The 25,224-nt window shown below is 43.4% G+C and carries 16 protein-coding genes and 3 pseudogenes; 5 read left to right on the top strand and 14 right to left on the bottom strand.

Annotated elements, in window-relative coordinates:
- Positions 1 to 2 precede the first annotated feature (2 nt).
- From F6K38_RS05900 to F6K38_RS05920, 5 genes are all read right to left on the bottom strand, one after another.
- Entirely contained in the window at positions 3 to 332 is a 330-nt protein-coding gene (locus F6K38_RS05900; RefSeq protein WP_009149104.1) for a hypothetical protein, read from the bottom strand.
- 129 nt (positions 333 to 461) lie between these two features.
- Complete coding sequence (locus F6K38_RS05905) at positions 462 to 1,058, bottom strand: hypothetical protein (RefSeq protein ID WP_071107638.1); 597 nt, start codon at positions 1,056 to 1,058, stop codon at positions 462 to 464.
- Positions 1,059 to 1,904: 846 nt separating this feature from the next.
- Entirely contained in the window at positions 1,905 to 2,630 is a 726-nt protein-coding gene (locus tag F6K38_RS05910) for a response regulator transcription factor (protein ID WP_009149108.1), read from the bottom strand.
- A 397-nt stretch (positions 2,631 to 3,027) separates the two neighbouring features.
- Positions 3,028 to 4,104: a coiled-coil domain-containing protein gene (locus F6K38_RS05915; protein WP_009149110.1), complete on the bottom strand. Its 1,077-nt coding sequence runs from the start codon at positions 4,102 to 4,104 to the stop codon at positions 3,028 to 3,030.
- 259 nt (positions 4,105 to 4,363) lie between these two features.
- Entirely contained in the window at positions 4,364 to 5,353 is a 990-nt protein-coding gene (locus tag F6K38_RS05920) for a coiled-coil domain-containing protein (RefSeq protein WP_287254545.1), read from the bottom strand.
- Between the two features lie 239 nt (positions 5,354 to 5,592).
- Between F6K38_RS05920 and F6K38_RS05925 the strand changes: the two are divergent.
- Both F6K38_RS05925 and F6K38_RS05930 read left to right on the top strand, forming a co-directional pair.
- Positions 5,593 to 5,826 (top strand): annotated as a pseudogene (locus tag F6K38_RS05925) (peptide deformylase); the annotation flags it as partial.
- A gap of 364 nt (positions 5,827 to 6,190) precedes the next feature.
- A complete protein-coding gene (locus F6K38_RS05930) occupies positions 6,191 to 6,541 on the top strand; it encodes a helix-turn-helix domain-containing protein (protein WP_287265655.1) in 351 nt (116 codons plus the stop codon).
- 427 nt (positions 6,542 to 6,968) lie between these two features.
- Here F6K38_RS05930 and argS read toward each other — a convergent pair whose 3' ends face one another.
- Positions 6,969 to 8,726: an arginine--tRNA ligase gene (argS, locus tag F6K38_RS05935; RefSeq protein WP_287265654.1), complete on the bottom strand. Its 1,758-nt coding sequence runs from the start codon at positions 8,724 to 8,726 to the stop codon at positions 6,969 to 6,971.
- A gap of 625 nt (positions 8,727 to 9,351) precedes the next feature.
- Entirely contained in the window at positions 9,352 to 9,588 is a 237-nt protein-coding gene (locus F6K38_RS05940; RefSeq protein WP_287356273.1) for a hypothetical protein, read from the bottom strand.
- Positions 9,589 to 10,248: 660 nt separating this feature from the next.
- Here F6K38_RS05940 and F6K38_RS05945 point away from each other — a divergent pair.
- Positions 10,249 to 10,851 (top strand): annotated as a pseudogene (locus tag F6K38_RS05945) (RNA-guided endonuclease InsQ/TnpB family protein); the annotation flags it as partial.
- Positions 10,852 to 11,010: 159 nt separating this feature from the next.
- Entirely contained in the window at positions 11,011 to 12,036 is a 1,026-nt protein-coding gene (locus F6K38_RS05950) for an N-acetylmuramoyl-L-alanine amidase-like domain-containing protein (protein WP_008185013.1), read from the top strand.
- A 186-nt stretch (positions 12,037 to 12,222) separates the two neighbouring features.
- Here the strand turns inward: F6K38_RS05950 and glyQ are convergent, their stop codons facing one another.
- On the bottom strand, positions 12,223 to 13,101 hold the full coding sequence (glyQ, locus tag F6K38_RS05955) for a glycine--tRNA ligase subunit alpha (RefSeq protein ID WP_008185010.1): 879 nt from the start codon (positions 13,099 to 13,101) through the stop codon (positions 12,223 to 12,225).
- Between the two features lie 1,107 nt (positions 13,102 to 14,208).
- Between glyQ and F6K38_RS05960 the strand changes: the two genes are divergently transcribed.
- Positions 14,209 to 16,272: an NACHT domain-containing protein gene (locus F6K38_RS05960; RefSeq protein WP_287356275.1), complete on the top strand. Its 2,064-nt coding sequence runs from the start codon at positions 14,209 to 14,211 to the stop codon at positions 16,270 to 16,272.
- A 131-nt stretch (positions 16,273 to 16,403) separates the two neighbouring features.
- Here F6K38_RS05960 and F6K38_RS05965 read toward each other — a convergent pair whose 3' ends face one another.
- The 6 genes and pseudogenes from F6K38_RS05965 to F6K38_RS05990 all read right to left on the bottom strand — a co-directional run bounded on the left by F6K38_RS05965 (position 16,404) and on the right by F6K38_RS05990 (position 25,213).
- A complete protein-coding gene (locus F6K38_RS05965; RefSeq protein WP_287356277.1) occupies positions 16,404 to 17,078 on the bottom strand; it encodes a hypothetical protein in 675 nt (224 codons plus the stop codon).
- A 319-nt stretch (positions 17,079 to 17,397) separates the two neighbouring features.
- Entirely contained in the window at positions 17,398 to 17,553 is a 156-nt protein-coding gene (locus F6K38_RS05970) for a hypothetical protein (protein WP_287356279.1), read from the bottom strand.
- Between the two features lie 309 nt (positions 17,554 to 17,862).
- A complete protein-coding gene (locus F6K38_RS05975) occupies positions 17,863 to 19,767 on the bottom strand; it encodes a DUF4114 domain-containing protein (RefSeq protein ID WP_008187159.1) in 1,905 nt (634 codons plus the stop codon).
- Between the two features lie 850 nt (positions 19,768 to 20,617).
- Positions 20,618 to 20,853 (bottom strand): annotated as a pseudogene (locus F6K38_RS44070) (hypothetical protein).
- A gap of 599 nt (positions 20,854 to 21,452) precedes the next feature.
- The gene (locus F6K38_RS05985) at positions 21,453 to 23,063 is read right to left on the bottom strand and encodes an FG-GAP-like repeat-containing protein (RefSeq protein ID WP_008187157.1); all 1,611 of its coding nucleotides are present in this window, start codon (positions 23,061 to 23,063) and stop codon (positions 21,453 to 21,455) included.
- A gap of 911 nt (positions 23,064 to 23,974) precedes the next feature.
- Complete coding sequence (locus F6K38_RS05990) at positions 23,975 to 25,213, bottom strand: DUF3747 domain-containing protein (RefSeq protein WP_008187156.1); 1,239 nt, start codon at positions 25,211 to 25,213, stop codon at positions 23,975 to 23,977.
- Positions 25,214 to 25,224: the final 11 nt, after the last annotated feature.

Here is a 25,224-nt window from a genome sequence, read left to right on the forward strand (position 1 = left end):
TTTTAGCCTTTGCCCTTTGCTTTTTCCCGTTTAATCTCTAAAAGCCTTTGGTATCTACCCATTCCTCTTGTCCATTGAGGTACAGGTATAAACTTAGAAAGAAATTTCCAATGGCTAGAGGAAGTTAGCACCCACCAAGTAGACATACCCCAAACTCCGAAACAAGATGTCCATACCCAACTAGCTCCTAGTACTCCCTTGACGATGTAATAGGCAATTGCCCAAATTATTGCCCAGGGGATAAACTGATCGGCTGGAATAGGACCAATTTTCGGTTTTTCATCAAGAGTTCGGTTAACACGACGGAATTGTTGCTGTGAATTATTTGCCATAGGTCAAGCTATTTTGGATCAGACTTGCCAACTATCAGTGATTGAAACAACTTTCAATCTCAATAAAACCCTGACTACTCATCCCTTCAGCTAGATAAAACTCAACAGGCAAATTAGATATAGCGTAGTTTATGCTCCTGTGCCAGTGATGTAGCCTGCTAAAAGATCACCCAATGTAACTACAATCAAAATGATGATTGGAGTACGGGCTAGGGTTTTCCAGTCATCATCTTGTTGGGCAGCATTGACTACTTTGACCAATGAAATGCCCAAATAAATTAGGAATAGTGCTCGTAAAACGTTAAACACCAGGGACACCAAATCGGCGTCTACTTCAGGAATAGCACTAGTTAGCCAATCTTCTGCGACTTGGAAAAACTGGGCATGGGCTGGCGCAGCGGTAAAGTCCAACATAAACCACAGAAAGGTGAATAGGAAAAGACAGGCTCCTAAACCATATTTCCTGACTAGCCGTTGAATTTGATTCCCAGAATTACTAGGTTGGACTCCAATCCACCTCACTCCCACAACTAGACACATCAAAAATGATACACCCATCAAAGGAGTGACGGAGGTACTGATATAGAGATCCAATGCCATGGCGATCGCAGCCATGACCATTAAATAGCCCAAGGGCACTTGCTTCAACTGAGCAAACCACTGAGCAAGCAACTTAGCAAACATAGTTTCTTTACTTTTCCAACGCTGTTGTTGACGAGGTGACATCGCAACAGAGGACTTGTTCACCATGGTGGATTTTTCTTTCCGTAATTTTTCTGACTCTTCTTGTGATACAGAAAATTTTTAAATCGCAAAAGCGATCCCAGAGGAATAGTTCAATTTATTTTCATTAATAAATGTTATTGAGTTAAGGAGCATTTTGAATAAGCTAAATGATTGTAATTGTTTCACCTCAAGCATTACAATTACTTAACCTCTCAATATCATTGGCACAGCTCGTCAACAGTCTCAAAATGTTACTCGTCCAAAAGGAATAGATAAATAAACTAAATTTTAAGAAAACTCTGAGAAAAGAAAAAAAACTTAACAAAAAAAACGCTGAAACTCAACCTATAGGTAGAGGCGTTAGTGCTTAGTAGTTAATCAGCTATTTTGCTGAAAAGTAAACCTAAGCAATTAAAGTGTAACAATTAAACTTAAGATATTAATGGATCAAGTATTTATATTTGAGTTGTGAACATAGGATTGAAGTAAAAGGGAGCAGGGAGCAGGGACTGAGGCCGTGGGCCACGCGGGGCGCGTTCGGAGCAGTAGGAAAGAGCTTGGAGGATTTTTTGGTGTTATTAAAAACCGCTGCATTGCTATTATCTATTCCAAAGTTCCTTCTTCTGACTTCCCTACTCCCTCGGTGCGCTTGACCCGTAATTAAATTCGCCACGGGTCGCACCGCTCCCTACTCCCTACTCCCTCGGTGCGCTTGACCCGTAATTAAATTCGCCACGGGTCGCACCGCTCCCTACTCCCTACTCCCTACTCCCTACTCCCTACTCCCTACTCCCTACTCCCTAAAACCTAGAACTTTGTAACTCACCCAATTAAGAACTGCTGTATCTACTTCACCAAACCACTGCGAAGTGCTTGTACTGCTGCTTGTGTTCTATCGTCACAGCACAGTTTCCACAGCACAGACCGAATGTGAGTTTTAACTGTGCCAAGACCTAGTAATAATCGCTCGGCAATTTCGTCATTTGTATAACCGGCTACGATCAATTCCAAGACAGTTAGCTCCCGTTCAGTCAGTGGATTTTCCCTAAGAATCTGATAATAGTCAGGCTCACAGGAATTGATTAAAGTAATCCCAGAAAAATTATTACCCGGTGACTTGATACTGTTTTTTAGGAGATAACCAGCTATTTCTGGATCAATCCAGTGTTGCCCTTCATAGGTAGCTTTTAAAGCATCTAAGAAAGTACTGGTATCTACATTAGTTTTCGGAAAATTGATCCGTTTTAGATAATAGGAATCTACCCCAGCCCCAAAAGCGCTGATCACAAATTCTTCTGATGTGTCCCAAGATAGCAGCAATATGTTAGGAAAAAATGCCACTTTCCAATTTCTGACTAAGCGCAATAACGCATCAGTATTGGTTGAAGGCTCTAAATTAATGACTACTACGTCCGGGTTAGATTTTTTTAAAAGGGCGGCCACATGACGCAAGCTAGAAACTTGAGACACTAAACTGACTTCCTTGTACTGCTCCAAGACTTTTCTGAGACCCAACTGCGCTAAATCACCCCTCTCAATCAGTAACACCCGAATTTTTTTGATTACGTTCATAACCATTTTATAGAACACTGATACCGAAATTGACAACTTAGGATGTGTTTGCTGACCTCACAACCAAAAAAAAAATGGAAGCGATCGCGCTCCATAGCTCAAGATTGGTCAGCAAGCTTGTGATCACGAGTCGCCACCTACCGAAATTGTTTCCATCGGTTGATTAGCGCTTTGACCCAATATTACTGATGATACAACTCCGGACTATTTTACCGGCATTGCTGAGGGGCAGAATGAATATGAGGTGGTGCGTTACGGGCAGCAACCTAACAAGGCGCGTTAGAGGCGCTCAGACCCGGCCCGTCCCTAACGCACCCTACGCAACTATTAATAGTTGAAGGTTGACAACACCATGTCGTCAACCTTCAAAACCACCAAAATATTTCCCTTTTTGGGCTTATTTACCCTTAGTTGGATTTTTGGCTTGCTCTAAGGCAATTTCTTTAAGGGCTTGATAAGAGTTGATATTAGAAGCACCCTCAATTGCCTTGACCGCTAAATCCTGAACTTGTTTGAGGGCAGTATCGAGTTGCTGGGAAAGACTGTGTATCCGTGCTGATGATTCCTTTATTGTCTGTTCCAGGGATTCAATTCTTAGCTGATAGACACGATTATTTCCTTCTAATTCCTTATTCTGTAAGTCGGCTTGAATTTTGACCTGGTGGCTAGCAATCGCTTTGCCTTCTTCTTGGGCTTTTTTGATAGCCACTGATTTTTCCTGGTCGAAGGCTTCTACCTTAGTTTTTAATTCTTCAAACTGCTTCTCTCGCTCTGCGATCGCATTTTCCCGCTCTGCCCACTGTTTCTCTTGTTGTTGCCTCGTTTCCTCCAATTCTTTGTATAAACGTTCTTGGTTATGGTTGTAGGTTTCTTTATCTAAGCTGCGTTGTAGGGCTAAATTATAATCATACTCTTGAGCATCTCGCTTACGGGTTTTATTTTGTTCTTCATTCCGTTCTTTAATAGCTCGTTGCTGTTCCTCTTGTTCTTTGTCCCAGGATTGTTTTAACTGATTTATTTCCAGCTCTAACTCTTCCCGTTTTTGGTAAATTTCTTCATCGAAAGCTTTAGAGCTATTCTGATAGTTTTCAATTAACGTATCTAAGGTATCGTCTTGAATTTCTGATAAATTGTGGAGTTCAGCGAGTTGTTGAGTTTCCTCAGTAACCGCTGTTCGTAATTCTTCTAGTTTAGCGGCTTCTGATGTTAGTTTTTCCGACAACTCACTGACACTACTACCAAACCCTAATTGCAGCTTAACCAGGCTGTCTAGGGTATACATCATTTTGTCTTTCATGACTTTTGCTGGTACGGATCCATTAGTTTGCTTTTTTTCCACCGTGGATACTTGAGGAGTTTCCGTTTTGTTCATCTGCTTCATTTCTTTTTCCAAAGCATTTCGTTCTGCTAGTAATTCCTTGTAAGCCTCTAAAATTTCTGCTTTGGTGTTCTTGCTGTTAGGTTTGCGTGTCATACTTTCAAGGTTATTTTATGTTTAAAAAGTTTTTAACTAAGCATTCAGCTATCAGCCGTGAGCCTTTGGCTCACGCTACTTGAGGTGCCGTCAGCTAATCGTCGGTAGTAAACAAGCTTAAGGTGCTGGTGCGGCTGCTTGAAAATCCCTGCTTGTTTTACTCATCCAACCCCGTTCAGTTAAAGCGCCTGCTAGCACCTAAAGTAGCGTGCGCGTAGCGCATAAGCTGATAGCTGACGGCTGAATGCTTACAGAGTCACTAATTTTGATCCTTGCTTCTTGAAGACCCATCAAAAGCTTTCAAAGTCAGGGCTTGGGACTGTTTCAGGGTCTCTTGTAGCTGACCATATAGATTTTCAATTTGTTTATTTTGTTTTTCTATGTGTTGCTCCAAGGACTGAATTTTAACGTCATAACCCTGTTGAGTAACTTCCCAGCCTTTGGTGAGTAAATCAGCCTGTACTTTAGCGTCGTTTTGGACTTTTTTAATTGCTTTATCTTTTACTTTTTTAACGATTTCATCTAGCTCAGCGGGGAAAGCTTCCACTTTCTGTTGATACTCTTCAAACAGGTCTTGAGATTCTTGTAGCTTCTGTTCTCGCTCAGACCATTGCTTTTCTTTTTCTTGATTGGACTCTTGTAATTCTCGCTCCTGGTTACGGCTCAGTTCTTCATACTGATCCGTCTCAATTTTACGCTGACGTTCTAATTCGTATTGATAGTCAGCTTCTTGGCGTTGTCGTTCCCGAGCCAATAATTCGTTTTGTTCTTGACGTGCTATTTCAAAGTATTCCTGGTCTTTTTGCCAAAGCTTACGTTTTTGCTCTTGGTCTTTTTCGATCTCTTCTCGCTGTTGATCTGCTTTTTGCTCTAGGGATTTTAGCTTTTCCTGGTGCTCTTGATTGAGCAAATGTAAGGCATCAGCTACAACTCGAATTTGCTGAAGGTATTGCAAGTGTTCAGTTTCTACTTTAATCGCCAGCTTTAGCTCATCAAGTTTAGATGCTTCTGAGGATAATTTTTCTGACAATTCATTAACAATGGTGCCAAACTCCAGCTGTAAATCAGCCATTCCTTTGACAATATTATCAACGGTATAATTTGATGCAGTTTCCAGGACTTGTTGATTTTTAGCTTTTTCTGCTTCTTCTTCTTTGGTCGCAATTTTTGAGTCAATATTTTGCCGCTGTTTTAGGATTTGCTCAAAGGCTTGGAAAATCTGGTCTTTGCTGTCTTTTGTGGCAACCATATAGTGTGTTCCTTTGACGAGATTTAGATTTTTTTAATTGAAAATGATTACTTTAAAATTGCTATAGCGCTGGGAATCGGGAATCGGGAATCGGGAATCGGGAATCGGGAATCGGGAGTAGGGAATCGGGAATCGGGAAAAAATAGGTGTGTGTATTTCATTAATATGGAAAACGCTATAGTAGCTGGTGGCTGGTTAGCAATATTCATCCACTAACTACTCCCTACTAGAACAGTGCTTGTCTGAGTATTCCCGGAATTCGAGGGTTAGTACCCAGGTATACTAGAATTGAGGTGGAGTATACTAATCGGTATGGTCAGTGTCAGCGGCAACAATTAACAGACTTTGTAGCCAGGATATTTCAGCATGAATATGACCATCTTGAGGGAATTGTATTTTTAGACCGAGTGGAGAGTACCGAAGAGATGATGAGTGAGGAAGAATATCAGAAGCAGATTATCCATAACTTATAGCAGTTGTCAAATCCTTTACTCACTAATTTTCAAATCGCTACAATCTATTGATACTGGACAGTGCGAAGTTCTGTGGTCGGTTGAGTGGTTGAATTACCCCTAAGAAAAGAACACCCCGATCGCGCCTAGGGACGAGAATGTTCCAAACGGGCTGAATCAGCAAAACTCAGCCCGTTAGATTATGGCTCTATATCGTCGAGTCGAGCAAATCTTAGTTGAACTGCACCCTATGTTTGCATGTTTTGCCACCTTCGAGTGGTTTGTGTTGCTGCTATGGGGAGTGCTCTTATACACGCTGTTCATTGTTAAAAAGAGCCAGAGAACATTACTCACAACATTACACTCACGACTAGAGGTAGTAATTATGGTCAAAGAAATTGAAGTACAAGCTAGTAGTGGTAATGTGTTTGCCGATTTAGGTTTAGAAAACTCTGACGAATTAATCGTTAAAGCAGAACTGGCTCGTAAGATTAGTAGTATTATTGCCAAGCAGGGTATGACACAAGCTGCGGCGGCAAAGGTTTTAGGAGTAGATCAGCCTAAAGTGTCCGCACTTATCAATGGTAAGTTGGCGGGTTTTTCAATTGTGCGGCTGTTTCGCTTCTTAAACGCTTTGGGTCAAGATGTGGAAATTGTGTTGACACTCCCCGTCATGGAAGAACGGGGATTCTTAGTTCTTCGACATGCCTTAAAATTAGCTATCCGTCAAAGGTAATATTTAAGCCGAATATCCGTTGAAAAAAACCAAATACCTAGCTTAATTTAACTAACCCCAGTGGGCTTGTCTCCCTAAGCGTTGATTTTGCTCAGTTTCCGTGTGCCCCACGGTACTTTTTAGTTTTTAAAGTTTGCTTTACTGGTTTTCGGTATCTGTTAGGATCCATACGTTTTTAATGAGGTTTTTCGCGCCTCACGTGCTAACATCGCTTTACGTCGTGGGGTTTATGACAGTACCGACGAATCCTGTCTGTGCTAGGCCACTCTTTGATTATAACAGATTACTTGAAAGCCGCCGAACGAAGGACGGGGCTTGAAACCCCTTTTTTTGGTCAAAACCAAACCATTATCTCACCCTGTGGCTCGAAGACTAGTGTCGTGAACTAGCTGATGCTGAAGTAGAGTTATTCAGATAGTTCACTGTACTACATCCGCTCCAGTACCTGAATTCCGAGTAAATACAATCCCAGTTTCAGAGTTCTAGCAGTCAAATCACATAGCAGCAGACGGGATGTGCGTTTGGGTTCTTCGGCTTTCAGTACAGGGCATTGGTCATAGAATTGATTAAACTTCTGGCTCAATTCAAACAAATACTGACAAAGGCGATTCGGCATCAATTCTTTCTCAACTTCACCAAGAACCTCATTCAGTTGCAATAACTTCTTCCCTAGCACCAATTCTGGGTTTTCTTGCAACAAAATTTTGGCATCGGTTCCCAGTTGCTCAAAATCAATCTCCCCTTTGCGGCTAATTCCCTGAATGCGGACATAGGCATAAAGCATATATGGTGCCGTATTGCCCTGGAGTGCCAACATCTTATCAAAGCTGAATATATAGTTGCTGGTACGATTTTGACTAAGGTCAGCATACTTAACTGCACTCATGCCTACAACTTTGGCAACATGCTCTTTAAATTCCTCAGTTTCCTCCCGACCTTCTTGCTTCAGTCTCGATTCTAAATCAGCACCAGATCTTGCGATCGCTTCATCCAACAAATCCCGCAACCGCACTGTTTCCCCAGACCGCGTTTTCAGCTTTTTGCCATCTTCCCCCAGAACCAAACCAAAAGGAACATGAACGACTTCAACATTTTCTGGAAGAATACCAGTCCGCCGAGCCACCTGAAATACCTGCGCAAAATGATTTGCTTGTCCGGAATCAGTAACATATATAATCCTTTGAGCCTGGTCTTGCTCAGTCCGGTAGCGCAGTGCAGCTAAGTCAGTGGTGGCATAGTTATAGCCCCCATCAGATTTTTGCACAATCAACGGCAGAGGCTCACCATCTTTATTTGTAAACCCCTCAAGGAAAACACATTTCGCTCCCGAGTCTTCCACTAACAAGCCAGACTTGTCTAAATAGTCCACCACCTCTGGCAGCAAGGTATTGTAAAACGATTCCCCCCTTTCGGTGAGCTGAATATCCAGCAAATCGTAGATAATCTGAAACTCCCGCCGAGATTGGTCACACAGTAGTTGCCAAGCACGGCGGCTATCGGCTGCACCAGATTGGAGTTTAACAACTTCGAGTCTAGATGCTTCCCGAAATTCCTCATCTGCATCAAACCGTTGTTTAGCTTGCCGATAAAGGGTAACTAAATCTCCCAAATCCAGGGCATCAGCTGTAGTCAAAGCACTTGGGTAAGCTTCCCTAAGATAAGTGATCAACATCCCAAATTGGGTTCCCCAATCTCCCACATGATTCAAGCGCAGTACATTTTGACCCCGAAATTCTAAGATCCGGGCAATCGAATCCCCAATAATCGTTGAACGTAGATGTCCCACATGCATCTCTTTAGCAATATTGGGAGAAGAAAAATCAACAATGACCTGTCGAGGGGCTGGAGCGACTGCTACTCCTAGACGTGGGTCAGTGTGAATCTCCCTTAGCCGTTCTTCCAAGTAAGCAGGTTTTAAGCTCAAATTAATGAAGCCTGGACCAGCAATAGTCGGGCTCTGACATATCTCAGCCACATCTATATACTGCAACAAAGATTCTGCGATCGCTCTTGGCGGCTGTTTCAAACGTTTGCTCAAAGCCAAGGCCACATTAGACTGATAGTCACCAAATTTGGGATTGCTGGCAGGTACCATCATTGGATCTACCCCTGCCACGTCAGAACCGAAGGCAGCAGTTAAGGCTTGAGTGAATTGAAGTCTAAGTTGTTCAACAATGGATTTCATGGTGCCAGTGCAAAGGGCTCTTCACTAATCTTGCCTCTGAATGGTAACAGCCACTACTTACGGATTAATCCTGGAAATAACCGGACAATTACTTTGACACTCCCCGTCCTAAAGGCGTGGGGATTCCTAGATCAACGAGCCGCCTTAAACCGTCGTGTTCTAATCTTTGACGCCGCCAAAAACTAGACAGTACTTAAACCAAGAACCCGTCAAGACCAAGTTCCTAGTCAATTCACGACAGACCCAGAGGGCGATTCTCCTTAAGCGTTTAGTTACTTAATAGGAAGTGCCTTAAAAAGTCCGTTTCCCTTCCTTTTCACTTGGTTCCGGTGTGCCCCACCGTACCGTTTCTTTTAAAGTGTGATTTTTCTGGGTTCACACACCAACGGTTAATTGATGATTGGGTTTTTGAAGAGGATTTTCCCTGCCCTCTAGGCATTATTATTTTAAGGTCAATAAGTTACGGGTCTCTCTCCCGGCTCAGCCTCGGTTTTTCAACCTGTACCTACTTTAGTATACATTGCTTAAGGGCTATGATTCCGGAATCTTTCAGAGATTTCTTTTACGGCGGCTGAAGCCGCTATAAACTTTCATCCCGGAGATGAAACCTTAGAAGAGTGGAGCCTTATTTGACGAGTTTTAACCAAAGGTGCGCTTTCCGTTCGCCGTAGGCGAAGCTTCGCGAACGGCGAATTAAATGCGCCACGGGTCGCACCTCTTTTATGCATAGCCTGCCGACTATAAAGGCGACCCTCTGAATGCGGTAACTTTTGACCCGCTCACTTTGTGGCGGGGCTTTCAGTTGTTTGATTCCTAGTAAATCCAGGTGAATTGCCCGTTTCACTGGGAAGCATCGGAGCAATTATACCAACCTGCACTTAAACGACCAACCGACACGCCCCTGTTAATGTATGTATCTAAATATACAATAATTACTTAATAATTCTCCCGACTCCTGACTGCCCACTGCCCACTGCCCACTGCCCACTGCCGACCTAAATCTAAAAAACCTACCACTGTGACCTCAGAGCTTACCCCTCTTCCCTTGGTCAGACCTCGGAAACGGATTCAAAAAAAAATTTTTTAATTCTAAAACCCTTGTCATGCCTAGGTTTCAAGAATTTATTCCCAACAAAGTTTCGGGTTTAGGTTGACAAACCCTTTTTTACCCTGTAAATTAGTAAATGGCGATGAGGAAAGCCAAGCGCACCGCACCGCCCCGAACCAAGAAAAATCTATAGTTTGAGAGCCAATATACGGTCGCTACTCGTCAAGAAATTTTCAATTTAGTCTGACCTAATTATAGGACAGATTAGCTAAAACTAAAACCTAAAATTCCGAACTGGTTCGAAGTTAACTGTTTAAGTTGACTAAGGGTCAGGGAAAGAAAAAAACTGAGTACCATGGAGAGTTTGATCCTGGCTCAGGATGAACGCTGGCGGTATGCTTAACACATGCAAGTCGAACGCCCCTTCGGGGGAGTGGCGGACGGGTGAGTAACGCGTGAGAATCTGCCTTCGGGAATAGACTAGGCAGGACACACCTCAAAATAAGTAGGCAACGTGAAGAACATGCCAAGAGACTGGTTAGAAGTTACCGTAAGATAGTGGAGCCTTATTACAAAAGATTTAACCCTTTTATGCAAAGCCGAACACCCATAAAGGCTCCACTATCTAAGGTTTCGTCTCCGGCAAGTTGCGTAATCAGGTCTAACGACCTGGTCGCTTACGAAAATTTGAGGGTTAAAAACTTAGTTAAAAATCACTGTCTCGCCAAGTCTATTAATGATGCAGGTTGGTACCAGTTTAGGGAATGGTTGGAGTATTTTGGTCAAAAGTTTGGTCGGATAACTGTCGCAGTTAATCCTGCTTATACAAGCCAGAATTGTTCCAATTGTGGTGAGGTGGTCAAGAAGTCATTATCAACTCGAACCCATGTCTGTAAGTGTGGGTGTCGGCTAGATCGCGACCACAATGCCGCCAAAAACATCCTAACTAGAGCCTTGAGTACCGTGGGGCACACGGGAACTTTAATTAACGCTTGGGGAGAATTGGCCTCTACTCTTCCTGATTCCGGTCTGGTTGAGCAAGTCAGCTCGTTGAACCAAGAATCCCCTAGCTTCTAGCTATGGGGAGTGTCAAAAATGCTGAACAGGAAAATAATTTTGTGGAGCCTAAAGTTGCCAGTGAAATAGTTAACACTGACCAGTGAATAAATATGGGTTAACAGATCAAAAGTGGTTCTCCCTTCGCATTCGGTTTAGGGTAGGTTTGTAGGTTTAAGAATGAAAAAAAGCTTGAGGCTAGCTGCGGTTTTTTATATACTCACGTGTTGTGTGGCTTCTGGTTTAGTATCTCAAGCTACTGTTGAGTCAGAATCTGGTCAACTAGGCCATAAACGATTAATTACTAGCAAATTAATTACTAGCACTATATCCGAATCATTAAAGGATAGGGCTGAGTCACTGATGATAGCCCAATTTCCCCTACCAGAAATTAGTGACCCAGCAGATAAAAAGCGTTTCGAGCAGGTGATGGAGTATGCGATCGCAAACCACTTGTCTGAGCGGACGCTACCAGAGATCATGCAAGCGATCGCACAGCAATTTTTGGGCGCAAGCTATAAAGCTCACTTATTAGACCAAGCCAGTCAAGAAACTTTAGTTATCACCCTCAATGAATTTGACTGCGTCCTTTTTGTGGAAACCATTCTAGCCCTAGCGCGAGGGATAACCGTAAAGGATTATTCTCAGCAGACCTTTGTCAATCACCTTCGTGACCAGCGTTATGGGGATGGTAATCTAAATGGCTATTGCAGCCGATTACACTATTTCTCTCAATGGATTGATGACAATCAGAGAAGGGGCACAGTTAAAAACATAGCGCTAGATTTAGGAGGAGTATCCCGCCAGAAAACCCTCAACTACATGAGTAAACACAGGGGTAAGTACCCATCTTTAGTAAGTGATGAGTCAAATTACCAGTGTATAGTAGCCATGGAAGCTAATCTGAAGCAGACAACTGTTAATTTCATTCCCCATGATCAGATTAGGAAAGCCTACAATCAACTGCAACCAGGGGATATTATTGGCATTGCTACTACTATTCCTGGTCTAGATGTCACCCACACTGGCTTAGTGTATCGTACTGCTGATGGGAATATCGGTTTTATTCATGCATCACCTGCCGGTAGAGTCACCATTGCCCGTGATTTACAACGGTATGCCAGACATGTTAGACATTCCCTTGGGATTGTAGTCGCTCGACCCGTTGATCCAGCAATTCCAAGCACTAGCAATATCCTCCAGTGACAGGGGTCAAGAGTGCCAGGACTTACCTAGTAAATCTAGATGTGGTGTGAGTTAATAAAGCACCCTACTACCTATAGGTTTCGATGCCCATTTTTGCGTAAGTCCTGGCGAATACACTCTCAGTCGTGATTACTGGTAGGAATGCCTTGCTGCTACCGATTGGGTCAAGCTCTTTGTGTTCTAGATTCAAGCTATGGTCTGTTTATTGAGCGGGAACCCTAACATCTCTCGTTGTTGCAAATAGAGTTGAGCCACTCGCCTTGCTAGATTGCGAATTCTACCGATATAACGAGTTCGCTCAGTCACTGAAATCACACCCCTAGCGTCCAGTAAGTTGAAAGTGTGAGAACACTTCAGAACGTAGTCTAGTGTAGGCATAACAAGTCCTCGCTGGGTTAGTTGTTCTGCCTCTTGCTCGTAAAGACCAAATAGCGTGAACAGTAAATCTGGGTTAGAGGATTCAAAATTATAAGTACATTGTTCAACTTCTCCCTGAAGGTGAACATCTCCATAGCTAATTTGGTCATTCCACTGGATTTTAGTAAAAGCCTCTACTTCCTGGAGATACATAGCTAATCGTTCCAAACCATAGGTGATCTCAATGGGTACAGGACGACAATCAATGCCACCACACTGTTGGAAGTAGGTAAATTGAGTAATTTCCATGCCATCTAACCAGACTTCCCAGCCAACTCCCCAAGCCCCTAGGGTAGGAGATTCCCAATTGTCTTCAACAAAGCGAATGTCATGGTCTTCAGGGCAAATACCTAAAGCTTTGAGGGAATCTAGGTAAATATCTTGAATATTATTCAGTGACGGCTTGATCAGTACTTGGTATTGGTAGTAGTGCTGGTAGCGATTCGGGTTTTCGCCGTAGCGTCCATCGGTAGGTCTTCGGCATGGTTCAACATAAGCAACTGACCAGGGTTCTGGACCAATAGCTCTCAAGAATGTATGAGGACTCATCGTCCCTGCTCCTTTCTCGGTATCGTAGGACTGGGCAATCAAGCAACCATGTTTTGCCCAGAATTGATTCAATGTTGCAATCACTGATTGAAAATTCACTGACACCTCCAGTGTTTGGTAACGGTAACTTATGGCCAAGACATTTCTTGATGCAAAGGGCGAGTGGGGAGGGGCTGTGTGGGTCACGCCGTGATTCTCCTTTCTCCTTTGGAGACGCTGCACGAACAGAGACACTAAGTAAACGCACCTTGTAAGCCCCGTGGAAACCAGGCCAGTTGCTAATGGGTTAAACCCTGTAATAAAGCCATTTTCTCCCCAAGACCACCCTGCATACCTATTTATTCTGGCGCAAATGCCTTGTCAGAGCTAGGTTAGTAAGTTGTTCAACAATGGATTTCATGGTGCCAGTGCAAAGGGCTCTTCACTAATCTTGCCTCTGATGAATCCTGGACAATTACCGTAAATCCAGGTGAATTTCCCATTTCACTCGCGAGCATCGCAGCAGTCCCAATCCGCACTTACAGGCAGGATCGACAGACACGCCCGTCACCAGGTATGTATCTAAGATATACAAGAATTCCCAAAATAATGCTGCCGACTCCCGACTCCCGAACCAAATCTAAAGAAGCTACCCCTGTGACCTGAGAGCTTCCCCCTCTTCCCCTGGTCAGACCTCCGAAATGGATTCAAAAAAAAATTTAAAAATTCTAAAACCCTTGCCATACCTATGCTTCAAGGATTTATCAAGAAAAAAGTTTCGGTTTTAGGTTGACAAACGCTTTTTTACCCTGTAAATTAGTAAATGGCGATGAGGAAAGCCAAGCGCACCGCACCGCCCCGAACCAAGAAAAATCTATAGTTTGAGAGCCAATATACGGTCGCTACTCGTCAAGAAATTTTCAGGTTAATCTGACCTAATTATAGGACAGATTGGCCAAAACTAAAACCTAAAATTCCGAACTGGTTCGAAGTTAACAGTTATTATTACTGTTTACTAAGAGTCAGGGAAAGAAAAAAAACAACTTGAGTACCATGGAGAGTTTGATCCTGGCTCAGGATGAACGCTGGCGGTATGCTTAACACATGCAAGTCGAACGCCCCTTCGGGGGAGTGGCGGACGGGTGAGTAACGCGTGAGAATCTGCCTTCGGGNCTATTTGCCGAAATCTGGGAAGATAGTCCATCTCTGTCTAAACTGCGCAAAGACTTGGAAAGGCAGATTGCGATAGTTGTTGACAAGGTCAAGTGGGAACAAGCAGACATGGAGCTGCTCAAACAACACCACGATAATCTTAAGTCTATAGACTCCCAACTTGCTGCTGCCGTCAATGCTCAAATTATCGCCTTAGAACGACAGCACTGGTTTCTGATTGGGTTTAAGATTTGGCTAATCCATCTCAGTGGCTGGTTGTTTGTGATCATCATTTATCCTCGTTCTTCCCAAGTCCAAGCTCTAATCTGGGACTGGAAATTCCGCACCATTGTGGGCTTAGGCTATATCAGCGTGGCTCTGACCTGGATTCCCTGGTTGCGCTACCGATTACTGGCTCCCTTCCGGGAGGTGCTGGTGGCCGATGCTAGCTTAGATAGCTTCGATCCCCAGGCTTACTTTCCCAACTCTTACGTTAAAATTAGACGAGCCACCCATACCCAACCGATTCAAACCGCCATTGCCCAACTCCAGTCTCCCATCGTTCTGGAAGGGGAATCGGGACTGGGCAAATCCATGTTTCTCCGGAATTTAGTCAAAACCTCTGGGCGGCTGTCGGTGTATCTGCCTGCCAGCCAATGTGCCGGTGGTGTGGTGGAAGGGATTCAAGCTAAATTGCCCATCGCTGCCCATGACCCATTATTCCTACAAAGCCTGATTAACTACAATACCCTAGATATCTGCATTGACGGACTCAATGAAGTCAGCCCAGACACCAGGGCTACTATTAATACCTTTGTGGAGCATCACGTCCATGGGCATATTATCCTCACTACCCAACCCTTGGAATGGACACCCCCAGCCACGGCTAAAACCTACGTGCTGCAACCCCTGAAGCGCCAGCAAATCGCTGAGTTCCTCACCTCTCGTCAAGGGATTTTGCCGGAGGATGCCCCGGTATCCGGTGTGGCCTACGAGCAAGCCTGTGACGACTATCTGGCCAGCCAACTCCACCAAAACCAATCAAAACAGGAGTTAGCGGCAGTACATCGGTTTCTGTCCAATCCCATGGATTTGACCTTGGTGGCGCAACTGTTGGCCCAGGGCAAAGACCCGGATTTGCTCAACTTGCAACAGCAGCAGTATGAGATCATGGCAGAGGACTATCAACAGATTCACCTTTATCCGTTTCCCCTGGCTGAATTTGCTGAAACCGTTTACCAGATGCGCCTCCATGATCAAATTACCATCCCAGAAAACCACTGCTTGGATGAGTTGCAGTGCATGGAACGCTATAAAATGGTATTGACTCGTCAGCAGAAGGATGGGTTTGGTCGTACCCATCGAGAATGGTACTTTCGCCACGATAAAATCCAGGAATACTTTATCGTCCAGACCTTCCTCAAAACCGAGAATCGAGAACGTCAGCACGAGCATCTGACTGACCCCCGATTTCGCGGTGTCTACCTGCTGCTGGCCACCCTGTTGGAAGTTGACAAAGCTCTAGTATTACGGGAAGTTCTGATTCAATCGGCTGCCGAAACCAAAGACCATGTCGTCAGTGACCAGTTCATCCAGCGGTTTAATTCTCGGCAAGAGCTCACCCAAACCACCAACAAGGATGGCGTGCTTGCCCTTTACCAGAAGCATTACCAAGACCTGATCGAAATTGCTAGACTACAAGCAAGCCGACTTATCACTGTTGAAAACAACGCCATGAGTGACTCAACGTCAGACTCCAATCACTCCAATTATCACTCCAAGTATCAGTTTCAATACGATCAATCTCAGTATCAAAATAGCTTTGTCGATACCGCTCAAAGTGGCAGTCAACAAGAATTTAAACCGATTCAAAATAATAATTATGCCCCGGAGCAAAAGCAAACTCTAAGTGAAGCCGCAGCCGAAATTCAACAATTATTAAAACAATTAGAGCAAAGTAATCCCAACGCCACGGATTTAGAAAAGACAGCCTTTGTAAATATCGCCATTCCAGCAAGTACTAAACAACGGTTGCTTAGTGCCTTAGAAAGTGGTGGCAAAGAAGCCCTTAGAGAATTATTAGATAATCCCTATGTGAATGTGGGCATGGCGATTGTGGAAGGATGGCAGAATCCATAGTAGGGAGTAGGGAATATGTAAGCATTCAGCAGTGAGCGGTCAGCGGTCAGCTTATTTTATTCAAAAGCTGAATGCTGAATGCTGAATGCTGATAGCTGAATGCTGATAGCTGATAGCTAATAGCTGAATGCTTACAAATAGTCTAATGCCGAGAGGATATGGCCAAACTTTTGATTTAGAGTATCTATAGTTTCAGGTTTAAGATTATTTCTGAAATCTCCAGGAGTGATTTTACGTATGTGAGTATTGGGCTTGGCATTTTTGGGATCTACTTGATCAGATAATTGCTTAGACAAGCCGTTTATATCTTCTGAAGAAAGTTGAAACGGTTGAACAAACGAGGTGAACCAACTATCAAAGTTATCTACCATATCTTCATACTTGAGTAGATTAACACCAGGATGACCAATGAAGTGATTTAGATATTTTTCATATCTCTCAAAGTAATCATCACTGAAGGAAATCACAAACTTGTCTATTCCCCAAGAAAGCCACTCGTCTCGAATCGATTTCTTTATGCCTCCGTGAGTTTTTGTCCAAGAAAAGAACATTGAATTCAGACCATCTCTGGGATCTCGTAGGTGTAGGTTTACAAAACAGCTATCTAAGTCTATCTCTAGGGGACGACGTATAGGGCCAATACACCCTGTATCTATATAATTAAAGTCAGCAAGAGCTGACTGGCAACAATTTACTTTAAAGTCTTGAAAATATAATAAACTATCACTTAACTCTTTATTATTGGGAGAATAGTATTTCAGTTGAGCCAAAGCACAAGCTTCTAAAGTTATTCTGTGCAATAACATTGAACCTGCTTTATGTACTGTAAAAACAGCTATTTTGGTGACTGGTTTCATAATATAATTTAAGTATAGCGGTTTTTAATTAGGTGAGGTACATTTTTTTATGGAACAGGGAATCGGGAATCGGGAATCGGGAATCGGGAATCGGGAATCGGGAAGAAGGTAAAAATTTTTTGTACCTCATTAGGCTAAAAACCGCTAGATTAATTAAATCATAATCTCGGCTATATATTGCATAATTCTGGATGTTGTAGACTGCCAACACCATTGTGGGTGCATCTCAATGCATCCACAAACACTCTTCGGCAATAGAAGTATAATATCATGTTATGACATTACCCTTAATATAGCGGTTTTCAATTAGGTGAGGTACAAATTCTTGGGTTTTAGGGAGCAGGTAAGAGGCAAGAGGCAAGAGGCAAGAGGCAATAGGCAATAGTCCCCATCTCCCCATCTCCCCATCTCCCCATCTCCCCATCTCCCCCTCATCAGGGTAGGTTTTTTACAAAGACCTCAGGTGTGGGGTGTGGGGGATAAGACAATGTACTTAATTTGTCGTTCAAAATCATCGCTTCTTCAGGTGCGACCCGTGGCGAATTTAATTCGCCAAGGTCAAGCGCACCTAAGTTGTTTTCCTTTTCCTCTCCCTCTGGGTCGCCCCATGTTTTACCCTAATTTAAAAAACCTACCCCTGTGAGCCACCCTCCCCACACTTCCCACACTTCCCACACTTCCCACCCTCCCGACTCCCTACTCCCGATTCCCTACTCCCCACTCCCAATCAAACTCAGAAGATAACCTCCACTACCAAGTCGTCATAGTCTAAGTCACCACCACCAAAGGTATCCTCGAAGCTAAACTGATTGTCCCCTAGTAAGCGGACGTGATCAAATTGATCAGGGTTAGCAGGCAAGAAACTAAAGTAGGCATTCAGACCGGAACCCTGCTGATTCGTTGGATTCTGAGTCAGGAACTCCTCAACAGTGCCATTAGCAATTAGGAACGGAGCTAACAGTACCCCACCGGATAGCCCACTGGCTAAATCTACCTGATTGGAGACTGCAAGCTCTGCATAACCGGCATCACCGGGGTTGAGATTACCAATTTTACCACTAGCATCATCAACCTGATAAAAGCCAAAGCTATTCTCAAACACTGCTTGACTACTAACCACAAACTCAGGTGTTACTGTTCCAGTCACATCGGTTAAATCCAACAGCTCCACTTGCCCTTGAATCTGGGGACTCCCTATCCCTACAGTAGGAGTTAAAGCCGAAGCGTCTTGAACCGTTACCACTAAATCATCAAAGTCTTGGTCATCAGCATCTTCAAAGTTTAACGTCAAGACACCGTCGCTATTGGTCTCGGTTTGGATATGGTCTAAACCATCGCTATTGAAAGCAGCATCACCGAAGAATACAGAAACATTTTCTCCTGCTAGCACGGCCTCTCTGGTGCTATTTTGTACTAGGTAAAATCCTAATTGATCCCCTACATCAAAATTATTAATTAGACGACTAGTTTGACCACTATCTTCCGGATTTAGCAGCACAGAGAAAATAGTCTGAGCATTAGATAGAGCCGCTTCCACATAGCCTTCCTGACCAGGAGCAATACCATTAACTGTACCTTGGTCATTATCCGTGACAAACACCCCAATTTCATTGACATTAGTAGCGTTTCGACTAATAAAGGTGAATAGGAGTTGAGCGTTGCCAGTGGTGTCACTAGTGATAGTAAAAGTATTGTTAGGGTTCTGAGTCAGAGTCGAAGGAACAAAGGTAGGGATCGAGTTAACAGTAATATCAACAGTCGCTGTATCAAGGCCGCCGTTGCCATCAGATACCTGATCGATCAAGCTATCATTCCCACTGAAATCTGGATCAGGAGTATCAGTAATAACGTCATCATTAGTATTATCCAAGGTACCGTTATTGTTAACCACAGCAGTACCATCTGGTGCATCATTTACAGGAGTAACAGTAATGTTAACGGTAGCGGTGTCAGCAGGGTTAACCCCATCGTTTAACTGATAAGTAAAACTATCCGGTCCATTGTAGTCGGGATTCGGAGTGTAAGTAATAACGTCATCGGTTAGATCATCAGGAGTACCATTGTCATCTACTACTGCACTACCATTACTGGGATCACTAATAACCGTTAGAGTGCTATCTCCCTCAGTATCGGTGTCATTATCTAAGACGTTAATGTTAACGGTTGTATCTTCAGTAGTCGTGGCCGTATCATCTACAGCTATCGGGAGTTCGTTGGTCAGGTTGAATTCAATATAGTCAAATCGGATGAATTCATCACCATCAGCGGTACCTTTAACCTCGATCAGGTCTCCATTACGGATAAACGTGCTAGAGCTAATCTGCAAAGGGACGAAAGTGGAGGCTTCGGGGATACCGCTAGCAGTAGAGGCAGGATTATTAAGAGTGATTGTGGGAAAGACGGTACTGCCAATCCTGACATCGATTGTGCTTTCTCCATCTATTTCGTCAAAGATGCCAATGATTACTTCATAGCTACCAGTGGGCTGATTAAAGCTTGTGCTAGCAGTACCAGGGGGGAAAGCAGTATTATTAACAGCATCAAATAGACTGATTAGTGCGCCCCCGGAGGCATCAGGATTAGGAGTAGTTACAAAGTTAGTTATACTAGATAAATTTTCGGCTTCAATTCTCGTCATAGTGTTGTAGTCTCCAACCTTTATCTGTGTTTCAAGCTCTGGTAATTTTATTTGGTAATTTTATTTTGGCAGCAAGTAATACCCTAGCAAGTTTATATCCACTCAATCCCCAGGATATGGATACCCTTTACAGAAGACATCTCCAAAAATTAACCTCAAACCCTTGCAATGCCTGGGTCAAAACCGAGTTTCTGGAGATGTCTAGAGTCATGGGAAAGAGTATAATACTATGCTAAACCTTCACAAAAGCACCGATTATTACAGCTAATCAAAAATCTGATAAATCGGCCGCTGTATTAGTTACATGGTTTTGATTTTCCGTGTTTCAAAACCTATCTAAATTCCGTAGATGCTCCACCAAAATTCTTTTGCTGACATAGTCTCATAACTATACTATAGTCTTCCCCCAAGAGCTTGAGTTTTTGCGGTCAAACAATTCCTTTATTCATTCATGACATGAATTGGATATTATGTCACCATGGAATGTAGTAATTTTATCAAAACTTTATCCTATTGTTACGGATATGAGAATTGGTCAATATTTTCGATGACTAGAGAATAATTAATGCGATCGCTCTTAGCGGAAGCTTCGCTTCATCGCGCTGCAGGTAGGGAATAGGAAACAGGGAATAGGGAACTTCTGATCAGGGAAAGAGAGGGAGGTGTGGGAAGTGTGGGGAGATGGGGAGATGGGGAGATGGGGAGATGGGGAGATGGGGATTGATATCAGCAACTGGCTGCCCAAAACGGCGCTGCATTCTTTCGTCCCTTGAATTTGTAAACACCATTACACGCATTTTTAATAATTATACGGGTATAAACAATACCCAAAATCTACTTTATATATACTTTATATAACTATTATGATTTTTTTTATAGCGTTTCTCATAGTCATGATGTACAGAGTTTTTTTCCTATTCCCTATTCCCGATTCCCTATTCCCTATTACCTATTACCTATTCCCGATTCCCTATTCCCTATTCCCGATTCCCTATTACCTATTCCCGATTCCCGATTCCCGATTCCCGATTCCCGATTCCCGATTCCCGATTCCCTATTCCCAGAGCCGCTGTTACCTATTCCCAGAGCCGCTGTTACCTGTTACCGAAAATCCCAAAATTATGTACCTCACCTAATTAAAAAATGCTAGATATCACAACATACATATAACTATCCATAAAATAACTAATATAAAAATATTGAGTTTATCTTTCATCGAAAACTAATCCATTAGGTAATCGAACCATAGGTTTTATTATAAACATGGCTTAGGCAGTAATTATACTGGTAAGGTGCCTTAATAACGTAACCTACTACTTATGGCATTTGGAGTGATAGCCTTTAGAGTGATAGGGTTTCGAGTCCAGTTTTGGGTAAGTCCTAAGCAAAAATGATTATTTTATAAATCTTGAACTTTTATAAATCTTGAAAATTGATAGCTATATAGCCTTTATATTTGAGTTGTGAACATACTCCCAAAGGCCAAGAGGCAAGAGGCAAGAGGCATCCATGCTAGAGGGGAAACAGCTCCGGAGTTTTATTGTCCAATAAAAAAAAGACCATACAGGTTTACATCTCATTTGTAAACGCTATATAACGTCTCTACATGTAAGCAATCAGCTAACGCACCAAGGGCTTTAGCTGATTGCCCTTGGCTAAATACTTAGGTAATTGAAATTACGTATTTAAACATAACTTTGCCAACTGGGATCAGTTACTGGCTCAAGCCTCTCCAGGCGATCGAACCCATTAGCATTCATCAGCCAGACACTATTTTGTCCATCGTCGAGATTGCGCCAGAGGATATCATCGACACCATTATCATCGATGTCGAGGGTACCATGGATTACCTCCTGACCACTACTGATTGGTGAGGAGATCAACACTGATTCAATGTACTGAGTCCCTTCCATCCTCCAATAGTAAATAGTTTGCTCTTGAGTATTGCGCCAGATAATATCCCCATCACCATCTCCATCCAAGTCTCCCGCTGCCCTCATTTCCCAAATACTAGTGACTGGTTCCGATTGAATGAACACCTCCTGAGCCACAGTAGTGCCATTCATGAGCCAGACTTTATTTTCCCCAGTGGAAGTATTGCGCCAGAGAATATCCTCTTGATTATCACTGTTAAAATCTTCGGTGCCACGAATTTCCCAGTCCAGGTCTGGAGTTGGGGTGATGGACACTGCATTCTGAAACACCGATCCTGCCATCAACCAGATGCCAGTTTCACCAGTAGAGGTATTACGCCAGAGAAGATCCTGTTGTTGATCAGCGTTGAAATCCCCTGCACCCTGCATTTGCCAAGGACTGTCCGCTGCTTCTGTTGGTGAATGAATTGTTACGGCTTGAGCTAAGTCGAGACCATCCATCAGCCAAGCACCATTGACTCCGGTCTCGTCATTACGCCAGAAAATAGTCACACTCTCGCTGATAGTGGATTGGTCATTGTCGGTAATGGTGAAAGTGGCACTGGGAGTCTCACCTAATTGATAGTCGGGACTATTCTCAAGGGTAATAATGACAGTTTCTTCCCCTTCTGCTATACCATCGGCAATTGGGGTAAGCTTGAGATCTACTGACTCCTGACCTTCTGGAATAGTAACGGTACCAGTTAGGATGGGCTTGTAATCTGAGGGGCTAGCGGTGCCACTGACCGTGTAAGTTACCTCTAGGCTTTGACTAATGTCTCCGGTACGGGTGATGGTAATACCACCACTTTTTGGCACAGTTTCGGCTAATGTGCCATCAGTAGGGGTAATGGTAAGTTCAGGAAAAGTAATAACTGGGCCAGCTTCCACTGCTGGTGTTATTTCAATAACGTCGATCCGCGCTAGTTCATCGGTTTGATTCCCCAAACTATCCGCCACGGCAGAGATTTCAATCTGATCCCCTGGAGTCAGTGCTACGTCTTCAAAGATGGGATTAGGATTGGATAAACCATCAAATATAGAACCAGTCAACCCGATATAATTACCAGAATTGGGTGTGTCTATGGGTGGATTGCCCTTTTCTCCTGGGTTTTTATTGAAAATATATCTACTAATTGGGATACTGTTGACACGAAGTGTCAGGGTAGCTCTGCCATCTGATTCATCAAAATGGGCAATATTAAAATTATAGTTACCAGCAGGACCGTCAGCTTCTGTCCAGGTTAAACGAATGAATGCTGGTTCACTAGTATTGGTTTTGGGAATCTCGATAGCTTGGCCACCGGAAGCAATGTCACTATCAAAAACTATGTAGTTCTCTAGACTCAGCCTAGTTGTGTCTTCTGCCTCAAATGTTGGCATAATTACTATTATCCTCTCCTTTTTAGGGAATAGGGAACAGGGAATAGGGAATAGTAGGAAAGAGCTCCGAGTAGTTTTTGGTGTTATGATAAATCCCTATTGGAGTACATGAAATATTTTCAAAAGTTATATAATAACGATTGCTAGATTGGATATGAAACTTTTTTAAATCGAAATATTTTTAACTTTTACTTAACTAAATAATGGCTGATTATTGGATAATAGCTAAAAGTATGTATTCCTACTCGCTATAGTATAGCAAGGGAAGTATAGTTTAGGACATCGTCTTTTAGTTGAAAGGGACTTCGGAGCAGGGAGCAGAAGATGTCTTAAGCTTTACTTCGACTGCTATAATGGGAATTTTTTTATCAATTACCATTACTATAGATGACATAATTATGATTCGATGTCACTAAAAAATCACTTACTTCATCAAATCTTTACAGTTTTTTTTCCGGATTAATTTCTAGTCTTCACGTTTATACAGCGGTTTGCAATTCAAGGTACAAACTTCTCGGTTTTTAGGGACTTCGGAGCAGGGAGCAGGGACTGAGGCCGTGGGCCACGCGGGGCGCGTTCGGAAGAGGGAAGAGGGAAGAGGGAAGAGGGAAGAGGGGAAAAAATCCTGTGTACCTGATAGTTATGCAAACCGCCGTATCTCTGGTTTACATCTCTATTTGTTGGTGAGAAGCGACGGAAAACGGCCAACAGACAGAGTTCAGGGAGGGAGGAATAAAATAGAGACTTTGGGGCAGTATTCAATCGGGTTTGTGATCAATCCCAGGGTACCGGAATTGATATCATCAGGTGATGTAAGCTATCAGCTGATACGCGACACGCTGATAGCTGAGGTTGTTTACTTGAGGTCTGATCAACAGACGTTTGTTGTGGGCTTCTTAAAGGATAATGTGCTACTTCTGAGTAATGGGCTGCTGGACACAGTTGAGCATACGCAGAGTAGCAGCAGCGGCATAGTTCCGGCGTGCTTGAGAATCGGGCAAGAAAGCGTTACCCCTTTCGTTGAGGGGAGATGCCACTTGGCAGTAGGCAGACATTTCAGAAATCAGAGCAACAGCCCAGTGACCTTCGGTGTCGGAAAATTGTGTGACTGACTCAGTAGAAACGAGTACCCCTGGCTGCCCTTGCAGGCTTTTGGCAAATTCAGCAGCTTTTTTTTGTACTGCCATCAATTCGGCGCGAGTTACGGACTTATTTGGTCGGAAGGTGCCATCAGGATAGCCACTAACAATGTTGTTGTCCCTCGCCCATTGAATTTTGGCAGCACTCCAGCGCCCAGCCTCAACATCCCGATAGGGCCGTCCTGATGCTTGAGTGGGGACAGTAATAGTAGCACCTGGCAGTTTACCTAAGCCTTCAATCACCATAGACACGAGTTGTTCTCTGGTGAGAAACCCTTGGGGTCTGAAGGTATTGTCCTGAAATCCAGCAATAAATCCCATTGCTACAGCTTTTTCAATTTCTGAGCCATAGACATCATTAGCAATATCCCGAAATTTAGAGGTTTCCCGTGGCGGAAGTGGGGGAAGCTTGGATGGATCAGTACTTCCTGTGTTACCTAGGGGTGTATTAGTAGCAAGGTAGACGTGACCTAGCTCTTTGCCATTGAACATTCTCTTGGCAAATTCCCAACCGGGCTGGAGAAAAATTTTCATAAAGCCCTGGCTAATACCACCAGTTCTGCCGATGATTACTTCAGGAGCTTTACGATCAAGGCGGTGCTTACCCACTAGCAACAGTTCACCATTACGCTCAACAATGCTGAGGATGTAATCGAGTCCTAAGTCTTCACCCGCCATGCGCATGGAATAGCCATTGCTATCAGTACTACGTCCGCAAATGCCAGTAAAGTCAAAGTTCAACAGCAGTGGGTCTACGATCACTGGGTTAGTACCACTCTCGCTCCAACAGGCTCGCTTGTTGGATTTTTGCTCTATGATCAGCAGTTGATGGGAATTTGCACCAAAGGGTTGAGCTACAGCAATAAACTTGCCTTGTTCAACTTGTTTTTGCTCGAAGGTAGCGGCGGAGGTCTGGTTGCCAAGACTGATTGTTGAGAAGGCAGTGGCTAGGGCAACGGTGGCGAAGGTGGCTAGTTTTTGTGGTAATTTTTGTCTTAAAGAATTTTTCATCGAATTTTCGC

The organism is Moorena sp. SIO3B2 (genome assembly GCF_010692525.1).
GTDB classification, from domain to species: domain Bacteria; phylum Cyanobacteriota; class Cyanobacteriia; order Cyanobacteriales; family Coleofasciculaceae; genus Moorena; species Moorena producens.